Here is a 19,668-nt window from a genome sequence, read left to right on the forward strand (position 1 = left end):
TCATTATTACATTAGCTTTTTATCTTTCATAACATAAACACAATCAGCCACTCTTTCAATAAAAGTGCGATCATGCGATACAAGGAGAACAGTTCCTTCATATCCTTTTAAAAATCGTTCCAATGCTTCAATACAGAAAACATCCAAAAAGTTTGTTGGCTCGTCCAAAACTAGCACATTATATCTTCCTAAGAATAGCTGACACAATATAAATTCATTTGTATCCTTTAATAATTCGCTAATTTTTGATATAATTGTATTCATGAAAAGGCCTCTTTCTAATGTATTTGCCGGCTAAGCATACATTTATGATAGAGCGCCTTTTCTTTTTTTCTAGAATTTTGTTTCAAATTCCCGGGAACTATTTTACACATAGAACTTTGGAGGCACACCACTGCAATGAGACTTATACCGGAATTAAGTTCTTGGTATATCCTGTCAAGGGACATATTATGAAACAGTGCTTTAATAAAGGGGTTGTATAAAATGAATGAAAATAAAGGTACAGAAATAAAACGCTCTTCAAAAGTAGAAAACATTCTCCCTCAGATCAATAGTAAAACTAAGCTAGGCGACTTACGAAAAATCGCGAAGGAAATTAAAAAAGATCACGAACTAGCTATGGAACTTTGGTCAACCGAAGAGTTTTTGCCCAGACTATTAGCAATCTTAATTATGGACAAAAAACTTCTTTCACAAGATGTGCTAAATAAGCTTGATAAGGATATGCAGACTCACACTTTTGATGAGCGAAATAAATTAATGGATTGGTTAATGGCTAATCAGCTCACGAAAGACAAGAAAAAAATTGCATTGATGGAGTCATGGGAAAATAGTCCTTCTGCTCTTCAAAGGCGAGCTTTCTGGTATTACCAAGGACGATTGAGATGGACTGGACAAACACCGCCTGATAACACCGCAGACTTGCTATCTGCATTAGAAGCTAATATTACGCAGGAGGAACCGGAAGTTCAATGGGCTATGAATTTCACAGCAGGCTGGATAGGCGTTTATGATGAAGAGAATCGCGAACGTTGTATTAAACTTGGTGAGAAAACGGGTCTTTACAAAGATGAAATAGTAGCAAAAGGATGCACTCCCAGCTATTTGCCGGAGTTCATTACGATTGAAGTTAACAAACGACATAATAAGTAGTTACCTCTGAAAAACTTAATAGAGTTTAATTCAAAAAATAAAGAATTCCAAGCCTCAATATGAAAATTGTAATAGGCTTGGACCGAAAATAAAGAAAACAACGCGTTTTGGCAGCTAGTTAGTGAAATATACAAGGAAGATGTAAAGGATTAACTCACTATCTCTTTTTGATCTGTAGGGCACTTATTTTTAATAAGAACAACTTTCCAGTTGCGCAGTAAACGATACTATTCAATAAAAAAGGGTTTTCCACAATCGGGCGCTTTTCTTTCATAAGAAAGCGTCTTTTTGCATGGACAACACATTTAATCTTGAGTAACATTTCTGATGTCGTCGGAGTTTTGGAATCTAATTTAGAGTCCTCATTACTAATGATTCGTTACTTAAAAATCTGCTATCGTGGGTTCTACAATATCCTTTCTTCGATACACATTTAATATTAGCCCTAAAACAGCAGCATAAAAGACGATCGCACTTCCTCCATAACTAATAAACAGAAGGGAAACTTCATGATTGGCACGATCTCAAATCCCATCAAGATGTTCCAAGTAGTAGGGACGGCAAATAATTTAAGTACTTCTTCATAATCACATAAAAAGTCTAATCTAGTTAATTGGAAATTTGTCTTCTGGCTTTAATGAATTCGATTAATTTGATAAGAGTCTCCGGAAGAAAAATTATCACAAAAAGTACGGTTAGTACATTAAACTCCGGTGTACTATAAGGAGTGAACCATTCCGAAAAGAATTTAGAATTCATCAGTCTTTCAATAAATGCTCCCTCTCGAAAATTAAGTGTCCACGATGTACTATCAAAGAGGAGCATAATCAAGTTCAAACCAAGAAATATCCCTAGAGGGGCAATCCATCTTATTGCTTTTCGTTTATCGGACATACGTACATCCCACCTTTTATAATTTACGAAATTAATTTAAATTCAGTATCCCAATTTAGTAGATTTATGATCGTGACTACTTTGATACAAAAACATTCCTTATAGCCCTTATTATTTCAGGCACAAGAAAACAGATGCCAAAAAAGACAGTTAGTAAATTGAAATGTTGTGTCTCATAAAAAGTAAACCACTCACTGAACATTGGGGATTCAACAATTCTTCCAAATAACGTTCCATCAATATCCCTATATTTAGGTATCCACCCTGTTGCTTCAAGTGTAATAAAGATTATTTGTTACAATAAAAATACACCTTTAGAAGATACCCCAAGTTCTTTTCAACAATGGTTTAGGGCTTTATTTATTAGTCAAGTAATCTTCTTTAGCACGCACCTATGTTAAAATGAAAAGGAATATATATTCTTAAAATTTCATAAGACCTTGTTTTTTTATATTAAGACAATCCCAATAATAAGAAAAGTTATTAAAATAGCTGATTTGCTGTAATGAATAAATAACTTGATTAACCAGCAAATCTTAAAAGTATTACACTGACTACAAGAAAGCTAAATGCGATTAGAGTGATTATATACATTGTAGATTCGAAAGACGAAAGTTTCCTCTGCCTTTTAACTTTGTCCAAGTGACGTATATAGAAAACTCCAATAAAAACAAATAGTACATTTGCTATTGCTTGTAAAATATCTGCAAAGAGAATCAAATATCTTAACTCCTTTCCGAAAGTTTAGCTCAACAATCTAGACTGTTCAGTTAGATATTGGATTATTACCACTCACTACTATCCTTAGTCCAACCATTGAAATACTAATTATTCAAGATATAGTTAGAAAAGTTCACATTTGTTTTTCCTTATTTTTCGTCTGTAAATAAACCCTTTAATAAGGAGTATCAAACTTTTCAACGAATAAACCAGATCTTGTTACAGCATTTATCGCTTTCGTGCATTGTCTGCTTGCCCCAATATACATATAGTAATCATATCCAAAATGGACAAAGAATTGATTTTTATAGCCTAATTTACACCAAATTATATTCCGTAAAGTCAACATTTTCATTGTGTTTCCTCATATGATGTATGTTCTTCTTTATTTCGACAGGGATAAAAAACTTCATCAACCCATTTCTGTAACTTGCCATATGCCTCTTTATCCGTTTTCACAGTACCAATGTATCCTCCTAAAACCTTTTTGTAATAATATCCCCTATTAATAAACAGCTCTTCTCTTTCACAATTATTGAATTGACTTCATCAACCATATAATACCTGTCACTTTAATTTCTTTTTAACCTCAAACTATAAAAATATTTTGACTTCAGATTACCCTCTAGTTCAAATACCCCAGCATCAATCAACTTCCTTATTCGATATTCGATAAAAGCATCCCCTATATATTGATCTAAATGCCCTATCACTTCTCCAATTACTCTAGCTACATGTATAAATTTATTTTGTTTACCACACAGCCTTTTTGCCTTTATTACAATAAAATCATCATAGTAATCTTCAGTGATACTTTGAATCCTTCCATTCCGCCATATTCTTAACGTTTCATGACTTTCACCAAGAGAAAGCCATTCCCTTTCTAACTCCTCTCGATCATGATCTGTAAATAATGTTGAAAACTGACCAAAATCCTGTTCATAAATAAATTGTAATTTTTCGGGAGGTATTTCACCTGTATGAAGTACCTTGTATTTTACCTTTTTTACCTGAAAAAGTTCTTTATACGCTTCTGTCGTATTAATCAACGTGATATCAATGTTTTTCTCCTTTAAAAGATATACAATATACCGCATCCCTGTTTGTTCATTAGCGTTATCGGAAACCCAAATGGTCACATGCTCGCCTTCAGGTATAAGGTTGATTTGATTCATTACCATTTCGAAGTGTTCCCTGTAACCATTGTATTCAAAAAACTTATCGCTCATGGATTGTTTCATCCACTCATCTCTTGATTTTACGCCAATCTCTTCAGTTAATCTCCAGACTGGTCCTATTGAGAATATATCATAAAAGGAAATTACCCTTTCCTTTTTATCAAGACCCATCTTTTTTAAAGCAAATTGCAAACTACTCGAAGCTGATGCACTGGATAGAATATGTATCATCTTTTTTTACTCCTCCGTTTGTGTGACTTATTTCTTTATTTTTTTCTTCCAAATACTATAGAGATAATCAATAAATTTACAGCTCTTATTCATCCACTACCTATTTCCGTTTTCTTGTCTAATGTTAAAAAATAGTAATACGATATTTCCTCCACATAATCCCCCTCTTCTCCTCCCAGCTATTATAATAGAAAAAAATATAAAGAAATAAGAATGATCCCCAATTTTAACTCCTTTTTCCAAATGTACTATCTTAATAGCCCAATTCCATTAATTTATTTTCTCCCCCTAAATTTTCGCTCAATGCGTTTTCTAGCTATGATATTTGGTCAACCAAAACAAACTATAATTAGTTATAATTAATATAAATGTTTTTCAAAAATGGGTGATGGTTATGAATGAAGGTAAAAGAATTTTAATAATTGAAGATGATCAAGAAATTAGTAAACTATTAAGCGTAATTTTAACAAAAGTAGGCATGGATTCGGTCGTAGCTTATTCTGGTACAGAAGGGCTGTTACAGTTACAAAATAACACGTTCGATTTAATTTTATTAGACTTGATGTTACCAGGCAAAAGTGGGGAAGAATTAATAGAACAGATCAGGGTGGATAATTCTATACCAATTATTGTGATTTCAGCCAAGATTGACATGGAAAACAAAGTACAAGTATTGAAAATGGGGGCGGACGATTATATAACGAAGCCTTTTAATAAAGAAGAGGTTTTAGAAAGAGTTGAAGTTCAATTGCGAAAATCAAGAACTCATTCATCACGAATGGCGGAGAAAGTATGGCGTGAACTTAAAATCAATTCAGAAAGAAGATCTGTTTCATTAGCAGAAAACGAGTTAAAGCTAACAAATGCAGAATTTGATATTCTATCTATTTTTATAAGTTATCCAGAACGTGCGTTTTCCAAAAGAGAAATTTATGAAAGAATTTGGAAAGGTACCTATTTAGGAGATGACAATACCATTAGTGTTCATGTCTCCAATCTTCGAAGAAAAATTGCCGAAGTCACTTCAGATGAGTATATAAAAACAGTTTGGGGAATAGGCTTCATGCTAGTTTAATTTCTTTATGATTTCTTTATGTTTTGTTTAAGAGAAATTAAAGCCACCTAAGGTAGAATATATGTATTAGGAAATTTTAGCGAAGGAGGCCAACAACCCTAATATTGGATCCGGCTTGAAAATTTTGTTAAATTTTAGTAGAATAAACGTAATATACCAACTATTTTAGCAGGTAGGAACCTTTTATTTTTAGCACGGTGAAGAATGAGATAACTACAGATTAATCCCCTTTTTTAACCTAAAAATAAACCTTTGCAAAAAAATTGTAAACAATCTGATCCTATTGTGAAAGAACTTGTTTTAACTATTTTTGCTTAAATTTACCTTTAATGAATTATTCAATTTTAGTTAAGTACATTTCTTTTTTCTAATTTACTCTCTTTAACAAATTGAAATCCATATAAAGTAAGTGCTAATATCATTAAAACATATATTAACTGGATTTTTTTCATACGCACCAATGATGCAATACCAAACCTTTTAAGGATAGGTTCACCAACGTACGTAAAAGCTAAATGCCAGATTAAATTCAACCTAATATATCTTTTAAAATTGCCGTAAGTATATTTCATAATCCATAAAGAACTGGCAAAGAATGAACCCCATGTAAAAGGAAATGACGCCAAAACGGAAGGTTGTCTTTTTCCATACCACAGCCACCACTTTCTCTTTTTCGCTATAAATTGAACCAAGGTCACTACAATAGCCATAAGAAGAGATACGGGAAGATATCGTTTAATGGATTTCTTGCCCGCAAAAGCAAGTGAAAACCAAGAAAGAACCGTCATTAAAATCAAAAATGGTTTCACTTTTTTCATACTAATTACCTCCCTTACTATCTTTAGGAGTTAATTTACCCCAGTTATAGGGAATTTATGAAATGTACCTTAAACAATCCTTAATTCATAAAAAGGCCCGATTGCCGAACAAAGACCAATCTGGATTCTTTTACTAAACAGCCTAGATAAAAAATTAGCGACTGCTGCTTGTTCAGCAACCCTGCCATAATAATGATAAAAGCGATTTCCTTCTTAAACAATTGCCCCAGTTTAAGTATAAGGTTTCTCAAGCTGTCTTAAAGACATGGGTTATGTTCTTTAATATAGCTAGCCCTCCCAATTATGCTCCGTTAGCTTAACATCTCTCCCTAAATAATAACGTTATTCCAAATATTTCCTCCTGCCTCACCCTTAACATTAAAATATCCACTTGCTTTTTATAAAATCATCTATATTAAATCCATAATTATTTAGTAATTCTCTATCTAATTCGATCAGAAATAAATCTACTGCATCAATAATTCTATCAAAAGGTAGTAGCTCCCTAGATTCATACAGTTGCCAAATTGAAAATATTGTCCAGTGATTTTCCCCTTCTTTAATGAATGCTAAAATAGGACCTTCTCTTTCATCGTGTTCCATTGTATAGTAATAAAAATCCTTATCTCGCTTCCATTTCTTTAAAGCAATTCCAAACTCAAGCAAGGCAAGAGAAGGTTCTAAAAAGAAACACTGATCATTCACGAATACTTCTAATCTACCTTGTATATCAACTAATAACTTACCGTCTCTTTTTTTTATTAGTTTTGTCTCGATAAAATTCGTTGTATCTAATTCAAATTTTAGCTTTAACATATTCAAATCCCTCATTCGTCATCGTGTAGATAGGTAAGAAGAGTCAAACTCTTCAACGTATAACCCAGATCTAGTGACAGCATCTATCGCTTCCGAACATTCTCTACTTGCCCCAATATATATAGTAATCGTATCCAAAATGAACAAAGAATTGGTCTTTAAAGCCTAATTTGCACCAAATCATCTCTCGTAATGTCAACCTAGCTAACTCTTGGGCTTCCTGATCCGTTATGGCTTTGCCAACCCAAGTCTTTGATAGAATTCACTAGCACTTTGATGTTTAACCTCGTCAGACCATTCCTCCAGGGCTCTTACATATATCCTATTTAAGCCCATTTCTTCCATAAATGAGCAAATGGCATTTATGTATCTTCTAGGATGGGGAGGGTCTCTCTATACATGCGGAGTGCTGCGGAGATGTTGACGTTGATAGGATCTCCTTTAGTTGCTGTGTAGACCATATATGTACCGAAATAGCCTTTATTGCCTCCCGACATATCAGCAAGTAGTTCCGGAATGCTTTGGCTGGCTACTATTTTATTTAGACTCTCAAAAAAACCGCTATCTTTCATGCGCTCTATTGATGACGTTAGCGATGACTTTATCCATACCAGGCTTCCGCCAAATGCAACCGTAGAGATATCTTGCAAAAATTGAACGCCAGACAAACTGGAATTAGTATTCAATCCATCTTCTATCGTTGAAAGGTGAGACTCTATAAGTTCCAGTTCTTCAATCATCGTATCTTTTTCTTTTAGGGATATATAACCCGCTTCTTGTAACCGTCCGAAAATCAAGTCCTTGTTATCCAAAACGACTCTTACTTTATCCAGTAAGGGCGGGACACTCTTATTTAGAGCTTTCACCGTTTCATCAAATTCTCCTTGATTAAACGTGTACCAACTCAAGAAACTCCCGAAGCTGTTTACATCTTTTAGATAGTCCATATTCACCCCAAAGAGCTGATTAGCGACCTCTTTTGTGCCACCCGCATTATCTGCTTTTGCATAAATTAAAGCTAAGTCCTGTACATCCTTTATAACTTCAGGAGGAATGTCTTTTGCTAACTATTTAATTCCCGAGACATCGGGGTTGGTGTCAACAACTTCAATCTGCCCCAATTCTACCATCCCTGGAACAAAAGGGGTCAACCCATTTAGCGGGTCATCTGCTGAAACAATCTGATGAATACCATTAGCTTTGTCTTTAAAGAATTCTTCTGTAAAGACTTCAAAATCTTCAACTGGTACCGCTTCTCGAAGATCTTCCTTATTACTAATATTAAATTCGTTTTTAATTGCATTCCTGAAATCACGGTTCATATCGTAAAGCTGATAGGCGTTCACTTGAGCACCATTCATTCCATAGACTTCATCAAATGTGTCATATCCCAAATAAGCTTGTTCGTTATTATGATGCCCCAATGAATGCCCCCATGAAATTATCTTTGTATCATTGTCTGCAGCAAGTTCTGTCTTTGCCTGTTCAACAAATAAGTCTGTTGCTAATGGTTGATCAATTGATTCACCTGCCAGTGGACCTTTTCCGTTAAAAGACCAGTCTGGGCCATTGGTAGTTCCTTGATAAATAACATACATTTCCTCTTGTCTGCCGGCATCAACATATATAGCTGTGCCATTATATCCAGTTTGATTTATCAAGCTATCTCCAGTTTCGGAAGAGTGGAAAATTTCAATATCCGCATCTAACAGTGATCCTGTTTCTTCTAAGTACACTTGCCGTACTGTTGACTCTAATTCTTCTGCAGTCATATTTTTGTATTCTTCGTTTGTAAGTCGCAAAGCTATCAGCTCTTGATTAAGTATGCCCTTCGCCATTGCATTTACTTACCTTTGTCATCTTTAAATTGGATTGATTTTAGAACCTCTGTTACTTTCTTTTTCTCTTGTTCTTTCAGCGTATTACACTTGTCTTCCGCAATATCATCTCTGCAAATAATATCAACAAACACTTGTATTTCTTGATTCTTTTCGTTTCTTACCAGTGCAGCTATATAACTTCCTGTATTATCGGAATCCATTTCTGCAATTTCAAGATGTTGGTTCTCATTCTCGGTCTGTACTTTTTTAAAATCTAGTTCTTCTCCAGCTTTCCTATTCATTAAATCTTTACTGTATTCAATGTCAGGTATGGAACTGTAGTAATGAACAATATATTCATCCATTACATCTGCATTATTGTCATCATAATAAAAGATAAGAGATTCTGAGTTTTCTTCATTACCCGCCATACTTGTTTCGTCTACAACCATGTCTTCAGGAAAATCAAGAGTGAAAGTATTACTAGCTGATTCCAGAGTGTAATAACCTTCTCTAACTGGTTCAGTTGATTCTAAGTAATCTCTCGTCAATTCATCCTGGAAAGCCGGCACGTCCAGCAAGTCTTTTTGATCCATCTCTGAAGGGAAGAGGGATTCTTTTCCGTTACTCACATTGCATCCTCCTATAATCAGTGTTGTGAGCATCAGAAAAATTACAAATTTAAATTTCACGCAGCGTTACCTCCATAAGCTTCGGATTGTTGCTGTTGTCCATAAAAATTATACAACACACATCCAATCATTCCCAACAATTGTATAGGACTTTTCCAAAAACGGTTCTGTAGTCTCGGGGATATGTGCCAGTATGATGTTCCTGACAAAAATGCTATTATCCTTCTTCCTCCTCGTTTAATGGAATAATCTTGCCAGCCTTCTCGTATACAATATACGTATTATTCTTTTTTGCCTGTTCCATGGCCACCTCCCCGGTTCTTTTTATGTACTCATCCATCCACGCATATTTCCTCTTTGATCGATTGTTTTTGTTATCTGTCATACTAAAGACCTCCTATCAGTTCTTAGTAAAAGTTTATTGTCACTTCCTATAACTTATCTTGGTATCTTCAGAAGACGCTCAGAGGCTTCTCATGCAACTTTTACATTGTCCTTTACCTCATGTTTTTTCACCCTTTTTCCTCAGTTAAAATAAAGATCTTCGATAAAAGAAGGAAGAGAATATCGAGAAAAGACAGTCAGGGCAAGGGATAATAGAAAAAAGACCCGGAAATCGGAAATGTTTATTTTAGTTAGACAAACTTCTGTGAAGTTAAAATAATCATCTCCGAAATCCCACCCCTCCAACCCGCATTCCACCGTTTCCGTTAAAATAAAGTTTTGCTACGGAACCCCTATTTTGGGTGTTTTTCGGCTGTTTTTTCACGGTTTTTTTCGGAGTTGGAATAAAGTTTTGATAATAGAATGAAGATAAATATGAGGATAGATAGTGGAGAAAAGAAGGCTAGAATAAAGATAAAAATATTGAAAATGTATTGATTTTATTGAATAGAATATTGGATAAAACCTGTAATATCAATGGGTTAGGAACATAACTGTATTGAAAAGGTATTGGAAAATGCATGAAAAAACTCGGGCTCCTGGTGAGGAAAACCCGAGAAATTATTGGATTCGTATTGAAAAAAGCAAATGTTTATTATTACAGAATTGGTGTTGGGATTAGCAAGAGTTTATTATGACTAGCAAATGTTTATTATTGATCTACAACTTCCTCTCCAACCAACAAACCGCTTCAACATGGCTTGAGAGGATAGAATGAATGTCATTTGATTATGTCCGTTCTCGGAAACATATCTACTGCGTTTTTTACACTATCGGTAGACGGAAACATATCGACCTTCAACTATCACACCATTAAATGTGTTTAGTTAATAATATCGCCTTTGTTTTTAGCTAAATTTTCATGCCATTCTCGTCGCTTAGTAGCTGTCGGTTTCGTCCACTCTGTTTCTTCACCAATAATTTTTAAAGGTTCTTGTGAGCGATAAGAACGCGTTAAGTTACCAGGGAACTTTTTGTCAGTAACATTTGGGTCGTTTTCAAATTCACCTGTAGGTTCTACTATATAAACGCGTTCTCTTCCTTTTCCTTTTGCTAATGCTGCTGCAAGACCTGCCCCATTGACATTAGCAGTGAAATAAATATGGTTCATTTTAAGCCCAGGTTTGTAATTTGAATTTCCACCCGCTATCAGAAAATCACCAACTTTCAAATCTGCCTTTGTCCCATGGTAAAATGGGCCTTTATCTGTTAGTGCACCATTATATGATTTGGCCAATTCATAATTTCTAGTTGCCTGTTCAGAATCACCCAACTCCTCATAACAGTTGGCAATGTTTATATACAACGTGGAGTAAGCACTCTTAACGTTATCATCATCTATATTTTGTGCACACTGTAAGGATGTTTCCATCCATTTTAATTTATCTGTAATATTTTCTTGTATACGAGCTAAATGATAAGCTGCGATAAATCTTTCATAGTCATCCGTTGCTTCGTGCCATGCTTTATGAAACATCGCAATCGCACCCTCACTGTTTCCACAGTCCTCCAATCCCATCCCACTCATGCAGATTTTAATAATAACGTTATTTGGATCAAATTTTTTATTCATCTAATCTTACCTCCAAATTAATTGAATGTTATGATGAGTATATCCAGAACTTCAACTGCTCAAGATCTTCTCCATTGGCTTGCCTTTTGCCAATTCGTCGATTAATGAAGCAGACCAAAATAATCACTATCCCAAATCCCCCAACAAATCTCACTAATATACTATCGAAGTATAGCAGTTGAAATTCAGAACGAACAGTCTATATTTGCAATTTTGTATATGTTATAATTAAAGTGAGGAAGAGTATATTATCAGTGAAGTTAAGCTTTTATTGTTTCGGGGGTGCCTAGCACAACCCGAAATTAGCTACGCCAAACATTCACCAATCGTACCGTTTACGAAAAGGGCACTCTTAATAGGAGCGCCCTTTTCGTAAACATTGATGTAATTAATAGTCTTTTTTCTTTACTGGAATCCAAATTTCGCTTCTATACTTAGGATTCCCAGTGTCTGGACTCTCACTCCATAAAATTTCAGGACCTTCAACCGCCTCGTATCCTGATGATGGAAACCACTCTGAATATATCCTACCCCACACATTTTGAAGTGTTTCCGGGAATGGTCCAATCGATTCAAATACAGCCCAAGTACTAGCATCAATTTTTAATACATCAAATTCTGCTGTTTCATCACTTGAAGTTGCTACACCGATGTAATGATCTAGTTCTCCTCTTTCTTCCATTCTTCCTTCCGAGAAATTAGTGGAAGCACTAATAATACCTGTTGGTTCTACATTTGAAATTGCTTTTAATTGTTTAATAACATCCGTGGTTAAAAGTTCAGTCATTTTTGCAATCTCTGGATTGACACCTTTAAAAATAATTGGAACTCTCTTCTTAAATCCTACTAACTTAAAAGGTCCTTTCTCAACAATACGATAGTTCATTTCGCATCCTCCTTTAATTGATAATTGAAAGGTCATTCGAGGATAAGCTTTTAATTGTGTATTCTCACTCCTTGCCTCAGAAGGGAGAATGCCATGCAGGGAATGAAAAGCACGGGAAAATGAATCAGCCGAATTATAGCCATATTTGACGGCTACATCAATTATTCTCAAATCCCTATCTTTCAGATCAAGTGCAGCCAACGTCAGTCTTCTTCTCCGAATATATTCTGATAAACTTATGCCTGCTAAAAAAGAAAACATCCGCTTGAAATGATACTCTGAACAATAAGCGATTTTAGATACTTCACTATAATCAATTTCCTCTGTTAAGTGCTCTTCAATATATGCCAATGCATTATTCATACTTCTTAAAGAATCCATCAAACAACCTCCTTTCATCATCAATATTATCAGAGGATGCATTTACCCATCCGACAATCTGTGCACAATGTAGTCGACTCACCTTATTCGGGAAACCCTTTAGTTTACATTTGTTTATTCATTAATTGCTCTAACCCTGCTTCGGATGTTAACATTTCAAGATTATTAAATATTTCCTCTTCGCTCCAATTCCACCATTGAAGCTTTAGCAAGAATTCAATCTTTTCGTCACTAAAGCGTTTTTTGATAAACTTAGCTGGATTCCCACCATATATTGAATAGGGTTCAACACTTTTTACTACTGTTGAGTTAGCAGCAATAATCGCACCATCTCCAATTTTAACACCTGGCATTATGGTTACATTTTGACCTATCCACACATCATTACCAATCACTGTGTCACCCTTAAAAGGAAGTTGTTCGATTGTAGGAGTCACCTTTTCCCACCCACAGCCGAAGATATTAAAGGGATAGGTTGTAATTCCATCCATTCTATGATTTGCACCATTCATGATAAACTTAACACCCGCTGCAATTGCACAGAACTTGCCTATTATCAATTTATCCCCTAGAAATTCGTAGTGGTGCTCTATATTATCATAAAATTTTTCTGGAGACTTGTTATTATCGCTATAATAGGTATATTCGCCAATCTCAACATTTGGTCTTTTAGGTAGGTTGCTTATATAGCAAACCGTCTTTAGATTTTCATTCGGATAAAGCTTTTTCTTATCTGGTCCCCTCATTGAATATCAGCTCCTTTCAGGTATTCAACCTCGTTTACTAGTCTTTGAAGAATCTCTATTCCTTTTCTTGTACACTCTACATCAGTTGATATTAAGGAAATAACCTTATCGACCCTTTCCTTGTAATCGCTTGGCTTGATCTTAAAATCTTCAATCATCTTAACAGCCTTTTTTTCATTTATACAGTATTCTTTGTTTACTGCAAATAAGACTTGATTAAGGGAAGATATGCTTCGAAAGCAATGCCCACAAACATAGGATACATCGTCTTTATCTATATTGTTCTCAGCAAACATTAATGAGAAACCTGCCTCAAACATAAAAAATTCGGTTAATCCTTTCTGCAAAGCGGTTGGATAACGTTCTGCCTGCTTTTTTAATTCGCATAAGCTTTCATTCTTAGCATATAGTATTTTGCTAATCGCTAATTCTCCTCGATACATAGCACTTATATATCCATGGGGATGCCCCGTCTGATAATTAGCAGTAACAATTCCTTGCTCCGTATCTTTGATTATTTGTTCCACCCGTTTTATATCACGTAAAATCAAGTCAACATGATACCCATTTATAACTAACCATCCGCCGCCATTAATCCAATCACCCCACGCTCCGGGAGGTACAACAAGGTTATTTCTATTCTCATCATCCAACTCTGTAGCAATTTGATTAATCGCTGTAATGTCAAATGATTCTGATTTGTAATAGATTCCGATATCTATATCAGAATCCTCTGTATGGGTGCCTCTTGCACGGGAACCCCCTAATACGATGCCTTCTATATAAGGCAAAGAGGATAATTTTTCTGTCACTGATTGAATAATATTATCTATCATACTGAATCACTCCTTTCAATATCAAAAGCTATATCCCATGCTGAGAAACGCCTTTTTTGCCATGTGTTCCTTATGCTTTACGTATATTTCTATGGAAAGGGGGCCTTCAAAATTCATCTTGAAGGCCTTATTTTCCCTGATTAGAGGTCTAACCTACTTAACGTTTAGATAAAATCAATAACCTCTTTCACTGGCCTACTTACGATCTGTCAAATACGAAAAGTAAAATAATTATCGGACTAAGTTTAATTTCTTATCTTTGATTTCATAAATCACATCAGCCACATTATCAAGCAGCCGTTTGTCATGGGTGATAAACACTATAGTTCCGGCATACTCCTTCATTAGTATTTCCAAAGCCTCTAAGCTTGGTATGTCAAGGAAATTGCTGGGTTCATCCATTAGTAAGATGTTATATCTACCCATAAGCATTTTAGCTAGCAATAATTTCATAATTTCGCCGCCACTTAAAACAGATAAGCTTTTTCTAATATCGTTCTGCTTAAATCCCATGGATGCTAGCACGGAACGAATTTCTGAAACATTGTAATCACAATCCTCCTGCATAAACTCCAGGACTTTCTGATTACTGTTGTACTTGTAACCATTTTGTGCAAAGTAACCTATTTTTGCCTTAGGTGAAATAGAAATTCCATCTTCATGGTTTAAGATCATTTGGATTAAAGTTGTTTTTCCGGTTCCATTACCACCAGTTAACGCCACTTTTGCTCCAAGCGGAATTTGAAAAGATGCATTTTCAAACAGTACCTTATCTCCAAATATTTTATTAATTTCCTTACCGACAATAGGATATGGATTGTGGAGCTCCAATGCTTTACTTTGCCTGAAACGAATCCTACGAATATCTTCTGGAGCTTCTACACTTCCTAAGGCCGCAATCCTATGTTCTAGGGATTTAGCGGCATTATGCATCTTTTTTTCCTTACTTCCTATTGATTTTTGATGAGCTAAACGCCCTCCGCCTTTAGTACTTTTTTTCTTTGAAGCACCTTTTGCCTTCTGTCCTATTTTACGAGCCTGTTTTCGCTTTTCCTCCGCAGCCCTTTCCAATCGGGCACGTTCCGCAACAAATTGTTCGTATTCTGCAGCTTGGCTCTTGCGTTCTTCCTCTTTCTGACGAAGATAATCAGAATAGTTTCCCCAATACTCAGTGATTTTGCCATCTTTCAGTTCCCATATTTTATCTACTACCTCATCAAGAAAATAGCGGTCATGGCTAATAACTAACAGTGCACCTGTAAAATATTTTAGCTGTCCAATTAGAAAATCAATTCCTTCACGGTCTAAATGGCTCGTAGGTTCATCCGCTAAAATACCATGAACCTGTGCCGATAAGGCCTGTGCTATTTTAAGTCTTGTTTCTTCACCACCGCTCATGGTCTGTATATCTAATTGCTCAACACCGAGCTTACCCACAAGTGCAAAATCTTTCTCCTCCTGCAAAGTTACTTCGTCCAACTGAGGGATATAGGCAAGTTCACCCAGACGATTCATTTTACATCCTGGGGGAGTTAATTCTCCTAAAAGTACCTTGAGTAACGTGCTTTTTCCTGCACCATTTGCTCCTACTAAACCAATACGGTCATAATCATACACTTCTAATTCATCTATATCTAAACAAGTGCGTCCTTTAAATTCCACACGAATGTCTTTTGCTTTTAATATCAATTCCATAACATTTTCCTCCTGTCTATAATCGCATGTTTTCATTTGCTTGTACGCAGGGAAAACCCTGCGATTTTAGCAGGAAAAATTACATGAAAATTAAATACATAAAAATGGCCCTCCTATGAATTTTGTTTTAAATCTAATTTTCTAATCTCAGTTATCATTGGGCAAACTATTGCAATGCAAATAATTAAAATACCTGATAGTAAAAACCAATGATTTACACCGATTCTATCAGCAATGAATCCAGAAAGAATTAACCCAATTGGCATAGCAAGTGACATGATACTTCCGGTCAAAGAAAATACACGTCCTAAATATTCAGGCTTAATTTTCTCCTGAAAAAGAGCTGTTTGCACACCGCTATAGAATGGCACCGAAAGCCCCATTATTGCACAGCAGACTACAAATATGAAAAATCCACTTTGAGGAAGTAATCCTGAAATGGTTAAGCTTATCCCCATCATAAAAATTGATGCCGTTATTAATAAGATTCGCTTTTGGTAATTCCCAAATAACCCTAATAATAGACCCCCTATCAACATACCAGAGGCATAAGCAATCTCCGTAATAGAAATATGCATCGGTGTACCATTAAAATATTCCATAGTGATTAAAGGATATAATGCATTTATGGGCATATAAACAAACATATATAATGTTCCAACGAGTAATAAAGCAAATAATCCTTTATTTTGCCGTAGTACAGCCATTCCTTCTTTCATTTCTCTTATGAAATTTGGTTTCAAGCTTTGCACTTGATCGCCTAGCTTAGGAATACGTACAATTGCTACCGTAATAGACGCAATCATAGCACCCAATACATCGATGGCAATAATAGCATTTAATTCCCAAACAGAATATAACAATGCTGCAACCGCCGGACTAACAATATAGCTTATAGACTGCAAAGACTGACTATAGCCTGCACATTTCGTAAGCTGCTCTTCTGGTACTAAAAGTGGCGTAACCGCATTGAGAGCCGGGGTATGAAAAGCTGTTCCAATGCTACGGATAAACAATACTACCATAACCATCCAGATAGGTAACTCCATATACAATGCAACAATAGCTAGCACGGCCCCAGCTGCTGCGATAATTAAATCAGCACCAATCATTATCTTCTTCCTATCATGACGATCCACTAATACACCAATGGCTGGTCCAAAGACCGCATAGGGTAAAAAACCTACAAGTGAAGCCATAGACAAGACCATCGCAGATCCTGTTTTTTCTGTAAGGTAAAAAATAATCGCCATTTGCAGGATGGCACTAGTGATTAATGATACTGCCTGCCCTGCCCATATTGTATAAAACTTAAGTTTCCAATTGTTGTATTTTTCCATTTATATTATCTCCTGCATATTATTTTGCTTGAATTTCTATTTTGAATAGCATTCTAGGCAATAAAAAATGCAGGCCTAAATCCACAATGTGGCTTTTGGTCTGCATACATACAATATGGAAACATTCATAATAAAGACATAGTTAAATAAAGGTATAGTTAAATGACCTATATCCTCACCGTAACTAATGAATGCTCAATATCGTATAAATAAGCACAACAAAAAAGCCTATCATCGGGGATAGATTCTGCTTTTTTTATTGCCAGCTTATCTTAAACGCATTGAGGCTGTCATAGTTTCGGTTCCTCCTAAATTCTTATTTGTATCAGCGTATATTTTAACACAACAAGTCGTTTTAAGCAACTTTAAAATTAAAAAAATCCAATATTAACCGCCAAAGGGTGCTAGCCCCTAATTGGCGGTTAATATTCTATATCTCTTCGTCAATCTCAATCCCAGACTTGAATTCAACGGTGAGCTTATCTTCATATATCGTTACTTTCTCAATAAGTCGCCTTACTAACTGTTCATCATATTCCTCCAACTCACAGGATTGTTCATTCAAGAAATCAGTCATTTCAGCGATTCGTTGCCTTTTTCCTTCTCGCTCTGCATTTTCAACTAGTGCATTTTGCTTCAATTCACGAAGCCGATAAATTTCATCAGCCACATCTTCATAGTCATTCTTGGACTTTGCTTGGATTAGAAGCTGTTGTTGCAATTCTTCCAATTTGCCATCAATATCAACGGTGGCATTATCATTTTCTTCATTAAGTACGGTGGCTATATTTTTCTGTAACGTTGAGAGGAAGGGTTCTTTGTTAGCCAAAAGTTCGTTAATAGCCTTGACCACTGCTGTCTGTAATATTTCCTCGTTTATGGTAGAGGCCGTACATTCAGACCCTTTTTCCTCCAAACGGCTGACGCATCTCCAAACAATAGACTTGTAACCTCTGTTATTCCAGTGTACTCGTCGGTAAATATCGCCGCAATGACCGCAGTAAACAATACTCGATAAAGCATACTTGCTGCTATAGACTCTCTTTTTACCGCCTTTGCCGCCCCGAAGATTTGCTCTTCGAACCATCTCTTCTTGAACCTGCATAAAAAGGTCGCGTGGAATGATAGGCTCATGGCTGTTTTCTACATAATACTGGGGAACGATGCCGTTATTCTTGACTCGCTTTTTAGAAAGGAAATCAACCGTATATGTTTTTTGTAGAAGGGCATCACCGATGTACTTTTCATTTTGTAGTATTTTTTTCAGCGTTTCTGGCCTCCATTTTGATTTACCTGCCGCTGTTAGAATATCGTCTGCTTCTAGTCCTCTTGCTATCTGTAAAAGGCTCGCCCCCTCAAGGTACTCCCTATAAATCCGTTTAACCACCTCAGCTCCCTCTGGATCAATCACTAGCTGCTTGTTTTCATCCTTGGTGTATCCAAGGAAACGCTTGTGGTTGACCTGAACTTCACCTTGTTGATATCGATACTGAATACCTAGCTTTACGTTTTGGCTTAAGGATTGGCTTTCCTGTTGGGCAAGGGATGCCATAATGGTCAACAAGACTTCACCCTTGGAATCCATGGTGTTGATATTCTCTTTCTCGAAGAACACAGCAATGTTTTTATCCTTTAACTGACGGATGTATTTAAGGCAGTCTAACGTATTTCTGGCAAATCGGCTAATGGACTTTGTGATGATCATGTCTATTTTTCCTGCCATACACTCTTCAATCATACGGTTGAATTCTTCACGCTTTTTTGTATTTGTGCCTGTGATGCCGTCATCCGCAAAAATTCCTGCCAATTCCCATTCCTTGTTCTTCTTAATATAGTTTGTATAATGCTCGATCTGAATGTCATAGCTTGAAGCCTGCTCCTCACTATCCGTTGAAACACGACAGTAAGCGGCCACTCGTATTTTGGGTTTGCTTTCACTATTTTTATTATTTCCGATTCGTTGAATTGCCGGAATGACTGTTACATTCCTACTCACTGCCACTTTTTACACCTCGCTTTCTATCAAACTGTAGGCATATTCCGCCTGCTTGTATGGGTCGTCATATTTTTGCACTAGAGGTTTTGCTTTGAACTTTATAGGATAATAAGTTTCCGGTTCATCTTTAGGTTCCCATATCCTTCCTAGCTTTTCTGCTCGTCTTCGCTTTTCTACTTTGGCTTTTTCGAAGGTTTCCCCATCAATAATTGGAGGGTAGAATTCATCTCCAAGGTAGTGCTTATTCTGTAACATCTTTCCTGCAGTGGCATGGTAGCAGTCTATGCCAGCTTTTTTAGCGGCACCCTTCAAAGAAAGTCCTGCCAAGTACCCTGAAAATAATTCTTTTACTTTTTCTGCTGCTATATCATCTACAACAGCCTTTCCATCTTCAATTCTATATCCATAGGGTGTGTGACCCATCTAATTCAC

Annotated in this window: 20 protein-coding genes and 2 pseudogenes; 2 read left to right on the forward strand and 20 right to left on the reverse strand. The window is 35.9% G+C overall.

Translation table 11 applies throughout. From position 1 onward, the window contains the following. Positions 1-6: 6 nt before the first annotated feature. Positions 7-210, reverse strand: a pseudogene (locus tag ACFQ18_RS12720) (ABC-F type ribosomal protection protein); the annotation flags it as partial. A gap of 276 nt (positions 211-486) precedes the next feature. Between ACFQ18_RS12720 and ACFQ18_RS12725 the strand changes: the two are divergent. Beyond that, positions 487-1,155, forward strand: coding sequence for a DNA alkylation repair protein (locus ACFQ18_RS12725; protein ID WP_060668746.1), 669 nt, complete (start codon positions 487-489; stop codon positions 1,153-1,155). A 383-nt stretch (positions 1,156-1,538) separates the two neighbouring features. Here the strand turns inward: ACFQ18_RS12725 and ACFQ18_RS12730 are convergent. The 5 genes and pseudogenes from ACFQ18_RS12730 to ACFQ18_RS12750 all read right to left on the reverse strand — a co-directional run. Then, a pseudogene (locus ACFQ18_RS12730) lies at positions 1,539-1,723 on the reverse strand (FtsW/RodA/SpoVE family cell cycle protein); the annotation flags it as partial. A 41-nt stretch (positions 1,724-1,764) separates the two neighbouring features. Beyond that, positions 1,765-2,049 (reverse strand): YfzA family protein, encoded by a 285-nt coding sequence (locus tag ACFQ18_RS12735; protein ID WP_204798461.1) that lies wholly within the window; start codon positions 2,047-2,049, stop codon positions 1,765-1,767. Positions 2,050-2,125: 76 nt separating this feature from the next. Then, complete coding sequence (locus ACFQ18_RS12740; RefSeq protein WP_379566518.1) at positions 2,126-2,341, reverse strand: YfzA family protein; 216 nt, start codon at positions 2,339-2,341, stop codon at positions 2,126-2,128. Positions 2,342-2,944: 603 nt separating this feature from the next. Beyond that, positions 2,945-3,124, reverse strand: a complete 180-nt coding sequence (locus tag ACFQ18_RS12745; protein ID WP_204798462.1) for a hypothetical protein — start codon at positions 3,122-3,124, stop codon at positions 2,945-2,947. A gap of 217 nt (positions 3,125-3,341) precedes the next feature. Next, entirely contained in the window at positions 3,342-4,178 is an 837-nt protein-coding gene (locus tag ACFQ18_RS12750; protein WP_204798463.1) for a DUF1835 domain-containing protein, read from the reverse strand. 394 nt (positions 4,179-4,572) lie between these two features. Between ACFQ18_RS12750 and ACFQ18_RS12755 the strand changes: the two genes are divergently transcribed. After that, positions 4,573-5,253: a response regulator transcription factor gene (locus ACFQ18_RS12755; RefSeq protein WP_204798464.1), complete on the forward strand. Its 681-nt coding sequence runs from the start codon at positions 4,573-4,575 to the stop codon at positions 5,251-5,253. A 344-nt stretch (positions 5,254-5,597) separates the two neighbouring features. Here the strand turns inward: ACFQ18_RS12755 and ACFQ18_RS12760 are convergent, their stop codons facing one another. The 14 genes from ACFQ18_RS12760 to ACFQ18_RS12825 form a co-directional block, all read right to left on the reverse strand. After that, positions 5,598-6,071, reverse strand: a complete 474-nt coding sequence (locus ACFQ18_RS12760) for a hypothetical protein (protein WP_204798465.1) — start codon at positions 6,069-6,071, stop codon at positions 5,598-5,600. A 378-nt stretch (positions 6,072-6,449) separates the two neighbouring features. Next, the gene (locus ACFQ18_RS12765; protein WP_204798466.1) at positions 6,450-6,887 is read right to left on the reverse strand and encodes a DUF7878 domain-containing protein; all 438 of its coding nucleotides are present in this window, start codon (positions 6,885-6,887) and stop codon (positions 6,450-6,452) included. A gap of 362 nt (positions 6,888-7,249) precedes the next feature. Further along, entirely contained in the window at positions 7,250-7,834 is a 585-nt protein-coding gene (locus tag ACFQ18_RS12770; protein WP_204798467.1) for a hypothetical protein, read from the reverse strand. A gap of 120 nt (positions 7,835-7,954) precedes the next feature. Then, on the reverse strand, positions 7,955-8,725 hold the full coding sequence (locus ACFQ18_RS12775; RefSeq protein WP_204798468.1) for a DUF6792 domain-containing protein: 771 nt from the start codon (positions 8,723-8,725) through the stop codon (positions 7,955-7,957). A 5-nt stretch (positions 8,726-8,730) separates the two neighbouring features. Further along, positions 8,731-9,339: a hypothetical protein gene (locus tag ACFQ18_RS12780; protein WP_204798469.1), complete on the reverse strand. Its 609-nt coding sequence runs from the start codon at positions 9,337-9,339 to the stop codon at positions 8,731-8,733. A 217-nt stretch (positions 9,340-9,556) separates the two neighbouring features. Then, complete coding sequence (locus ACFQ18_RS12785) at positions 9,557-9,724, reverse strand: hypothetical protein (RefSeq protein WP_204798470.1); 168 nt, start codon at positions 9,722-9,724, stop codon at positions 9,557-9,559. Positions 9,725-10,606: 882 nt separating this feature from the next. Further along, the gene (arr, locus tag ACFQ18_RS12790; protein WP_069955805.1) at positions 10,607-11,020 is read right to left on the reverse strand and encodes an NAD(+)--rifampin ADP-ribosyltransferase; all 414 of its coding nucleotides are present in this window, start codon (positions 11,018-11,020) and stop codon (positions 10,607-10,609) included. A gap of 724 nt (positions 11,021-11,744) precedes the next feature. Continuing rightward, on the reverse strand, positions 11,745-12,623 hold the full coding sequence (locus ACFQ18_RS12795) for an AraC family transcriptional regulator (protein ID WP_039236463.1): 879 nt from the start codon (positions 12,621-12,623) through the stop codon (positions 11,745-11,747). 104 nt (positions 12,624-12,727) lie between these two features. Further along, a complete protein-coding gene (locus ACFQ18_RS12800) occupies positions 12,728-13,369 on the reverse strand; it encodes a Vat family streptogramin A O-acetyltransferase (protein WP_204798471.1) in 642 nt (213 codons plus the stop codon). Continuing rightward, positions 13,366-14,205 (reverse strand): nucleotidyltransferase domain-containing protein, encoded by an 840-nt coding sequence (locus tag ACFQ18_RS12805; protein ID WP_040036558.1) that lies wholly within the window; start codon positions 14,203-14,205, stop codon positions 13,366-13,368. The genes ACFQ18_RS12800 and ACFQ18_RS12805 overlap by 4 nt, the downstream gene beginning before the upstream one ends. 231 nt (positions 14,206-14,436) lie before the next feature. Beyond that, complete coding sequence (gene msr(D), locus ACFQ18_RS12810) at positions 14,437-15,900, reverse strand: ABC-F type ribosomal protection protein Msr(D) (RefSeq protein WP_012102962.1); 1,464 nt, start codon at positions 15,898-15,900, stop codon at positions 14,437-14,439. Positions 15,901-16,013: 113 nt separating this feature from the next. After that, the gene (gene mef(A) / locus ACFQ18_RS12815; RefSeq protein ID WP_012102963.1) at positions 16,014-17,240 is read right to left on the reverse strand and encodes a macrolide efflux MFS transporter Mef(A); all 1,227 of its coding nucleotides are present in this window, start codon (positions 17,238-17,240) and stop codon (positions 16,014-16,016) included. 430 nt (positions 17,241-17,670) lie between these two features. Then, positions 17,671-19,242 carry a recombinase family protein gene (locus ACFQ18_RS12820; protein ID WP_204798472.1) on the reverse strand — a complete coding sequence of 524 codons (1,572 nt, stop codon included), beginning with the start codon at positions 19,240-19,242 and terminating at the stop codon, positions 17,671-17,673. A gap of 3 nt (positions 19,243-19,245) precedes the next feature. Next, a complete protein-coding gene (locus tag ACFQ18_RS12825; protein ID WP_042357461.1) occupies positions 19,246-19,659 on the reverse strand; it encodes a serine integrase family protein in 414 nt (137 codons plus the stop codon). Positions 19,660-19,668: the final 9 nt, after the last annotated feature.

The sequence above is a fragment of the Oceanobacillus caeni genome (genome assembly GCF_042678465.1).
Classification (GTDB): Bacteria; Bacillota; Bacilli; order Bacillales; family Amphibacillaceae; genus Oceanobacillus; species Oceanobacillus caeni.

Excerpts from the sequence above, each read along its gene's own strand:
- ACFQ18_RS12800 (WP_204798471.1), bottom strand. The coding sequence starts at position 13,369 with ATGAGGGGACCAGATAAGAAAAAGCTTTATCCGAATGAAAATCTAAAG.
- ACFQ18_RS12770 (WP_204798467.1), bottom strand. The coding sequence starts at position 7,834 with ATGGACTATCTAAAAGATGTAAACAGCTTCGGGAGTTTCTTGAGTTGG.
- ACFQ18_RS12755 (WP_204798464.1), top strand. The coding sequence starts at position 4,573 with ATGAATGAAGGTAAAAGAATTTTAATAATTGAAGATGATCAAGAAATT.
- ACFQ18_RS12745 (WP_204798462.1), bottom strand. The coding sequence starts at position 3,124 with ATGAAAATGTTGACTTTACGGAATATAATTTGGTGTAAATTAGGCTAT.
- ACFQ18_RS12825 (WP_042357461.1), bottom strand. The coding sequence starts at position 19,659 with ATGGGTCACACACCCTATGGATATAGAATTGAAGATGGAAAGGCTGTT.
- ACFQ18_RS12785 (WP_204798470.1), bottom strand. The coding sequence starts at position 9,724 with ATGACAGATAACAAAAACAATCGATCAAAGAGGAAATATGCGTGGATG.
- ACFQ18_RS12760 (WP_204798465.1), bottom strand. The coding sequence starts at position 6,071 with ATGAAAAAAGTGAAACCATTTTTGATTTTAATGACGGTTCTTTCTTGG.
- ACFQ18_RS12765 (WP_204798466.1), bottom strand. The coding sequence starts at position 6,887 with ATGTTAAAGCTAAAATTTGAATTAGATACAACGAATTTTATCGAGACA.
- ACFQ18_RS12750 (WP_204798463.1), bottom strand. The coding sequence starts at position 4,178 with ATGATACATATTCTATCCAGTGCATCAGCTTCGAGTAGTTTGCAATTT.
- ACFQ18_RS12795 (WP_039236463.1), bottom strand. The coding sequence starts at position 12,623 with ATGGATTCTTTAAGAAGTATGAATAATGCATTGGCATATATTGAAGAG.
- ACFQ18_RS12805 (WP_040036558.1), bottom strand. The coding sequence starts at position 14,205 with ATGATAGATAATATTATTCAATCAGTGACAGAAAAATTATCCTCTTTG.
- ACFQ18_RS12775 (WP_204798468.1), bottom strand. The coding sequence starts at position 8,725 with ATGGCGAAGGGCATACTTAATCAAGAGCTGATAGCTTTGCGACTTACA.
- ACFQ18_RS12725 (WP_060668746.1), top strand. The coding sequence starts at position 487 with ATGAATGAAAATAAAGGTACAGAAATAAAACGCTCTTCAAAAGTAGAA.
- ACFQ18_RS12735 (WP_204798461.1), bottom strand. The coding sequence starts at position 2,049 with ATGTCCGATAAACGAAAAGCAATAAGATGGATTGCCCCTCTAGGGATA.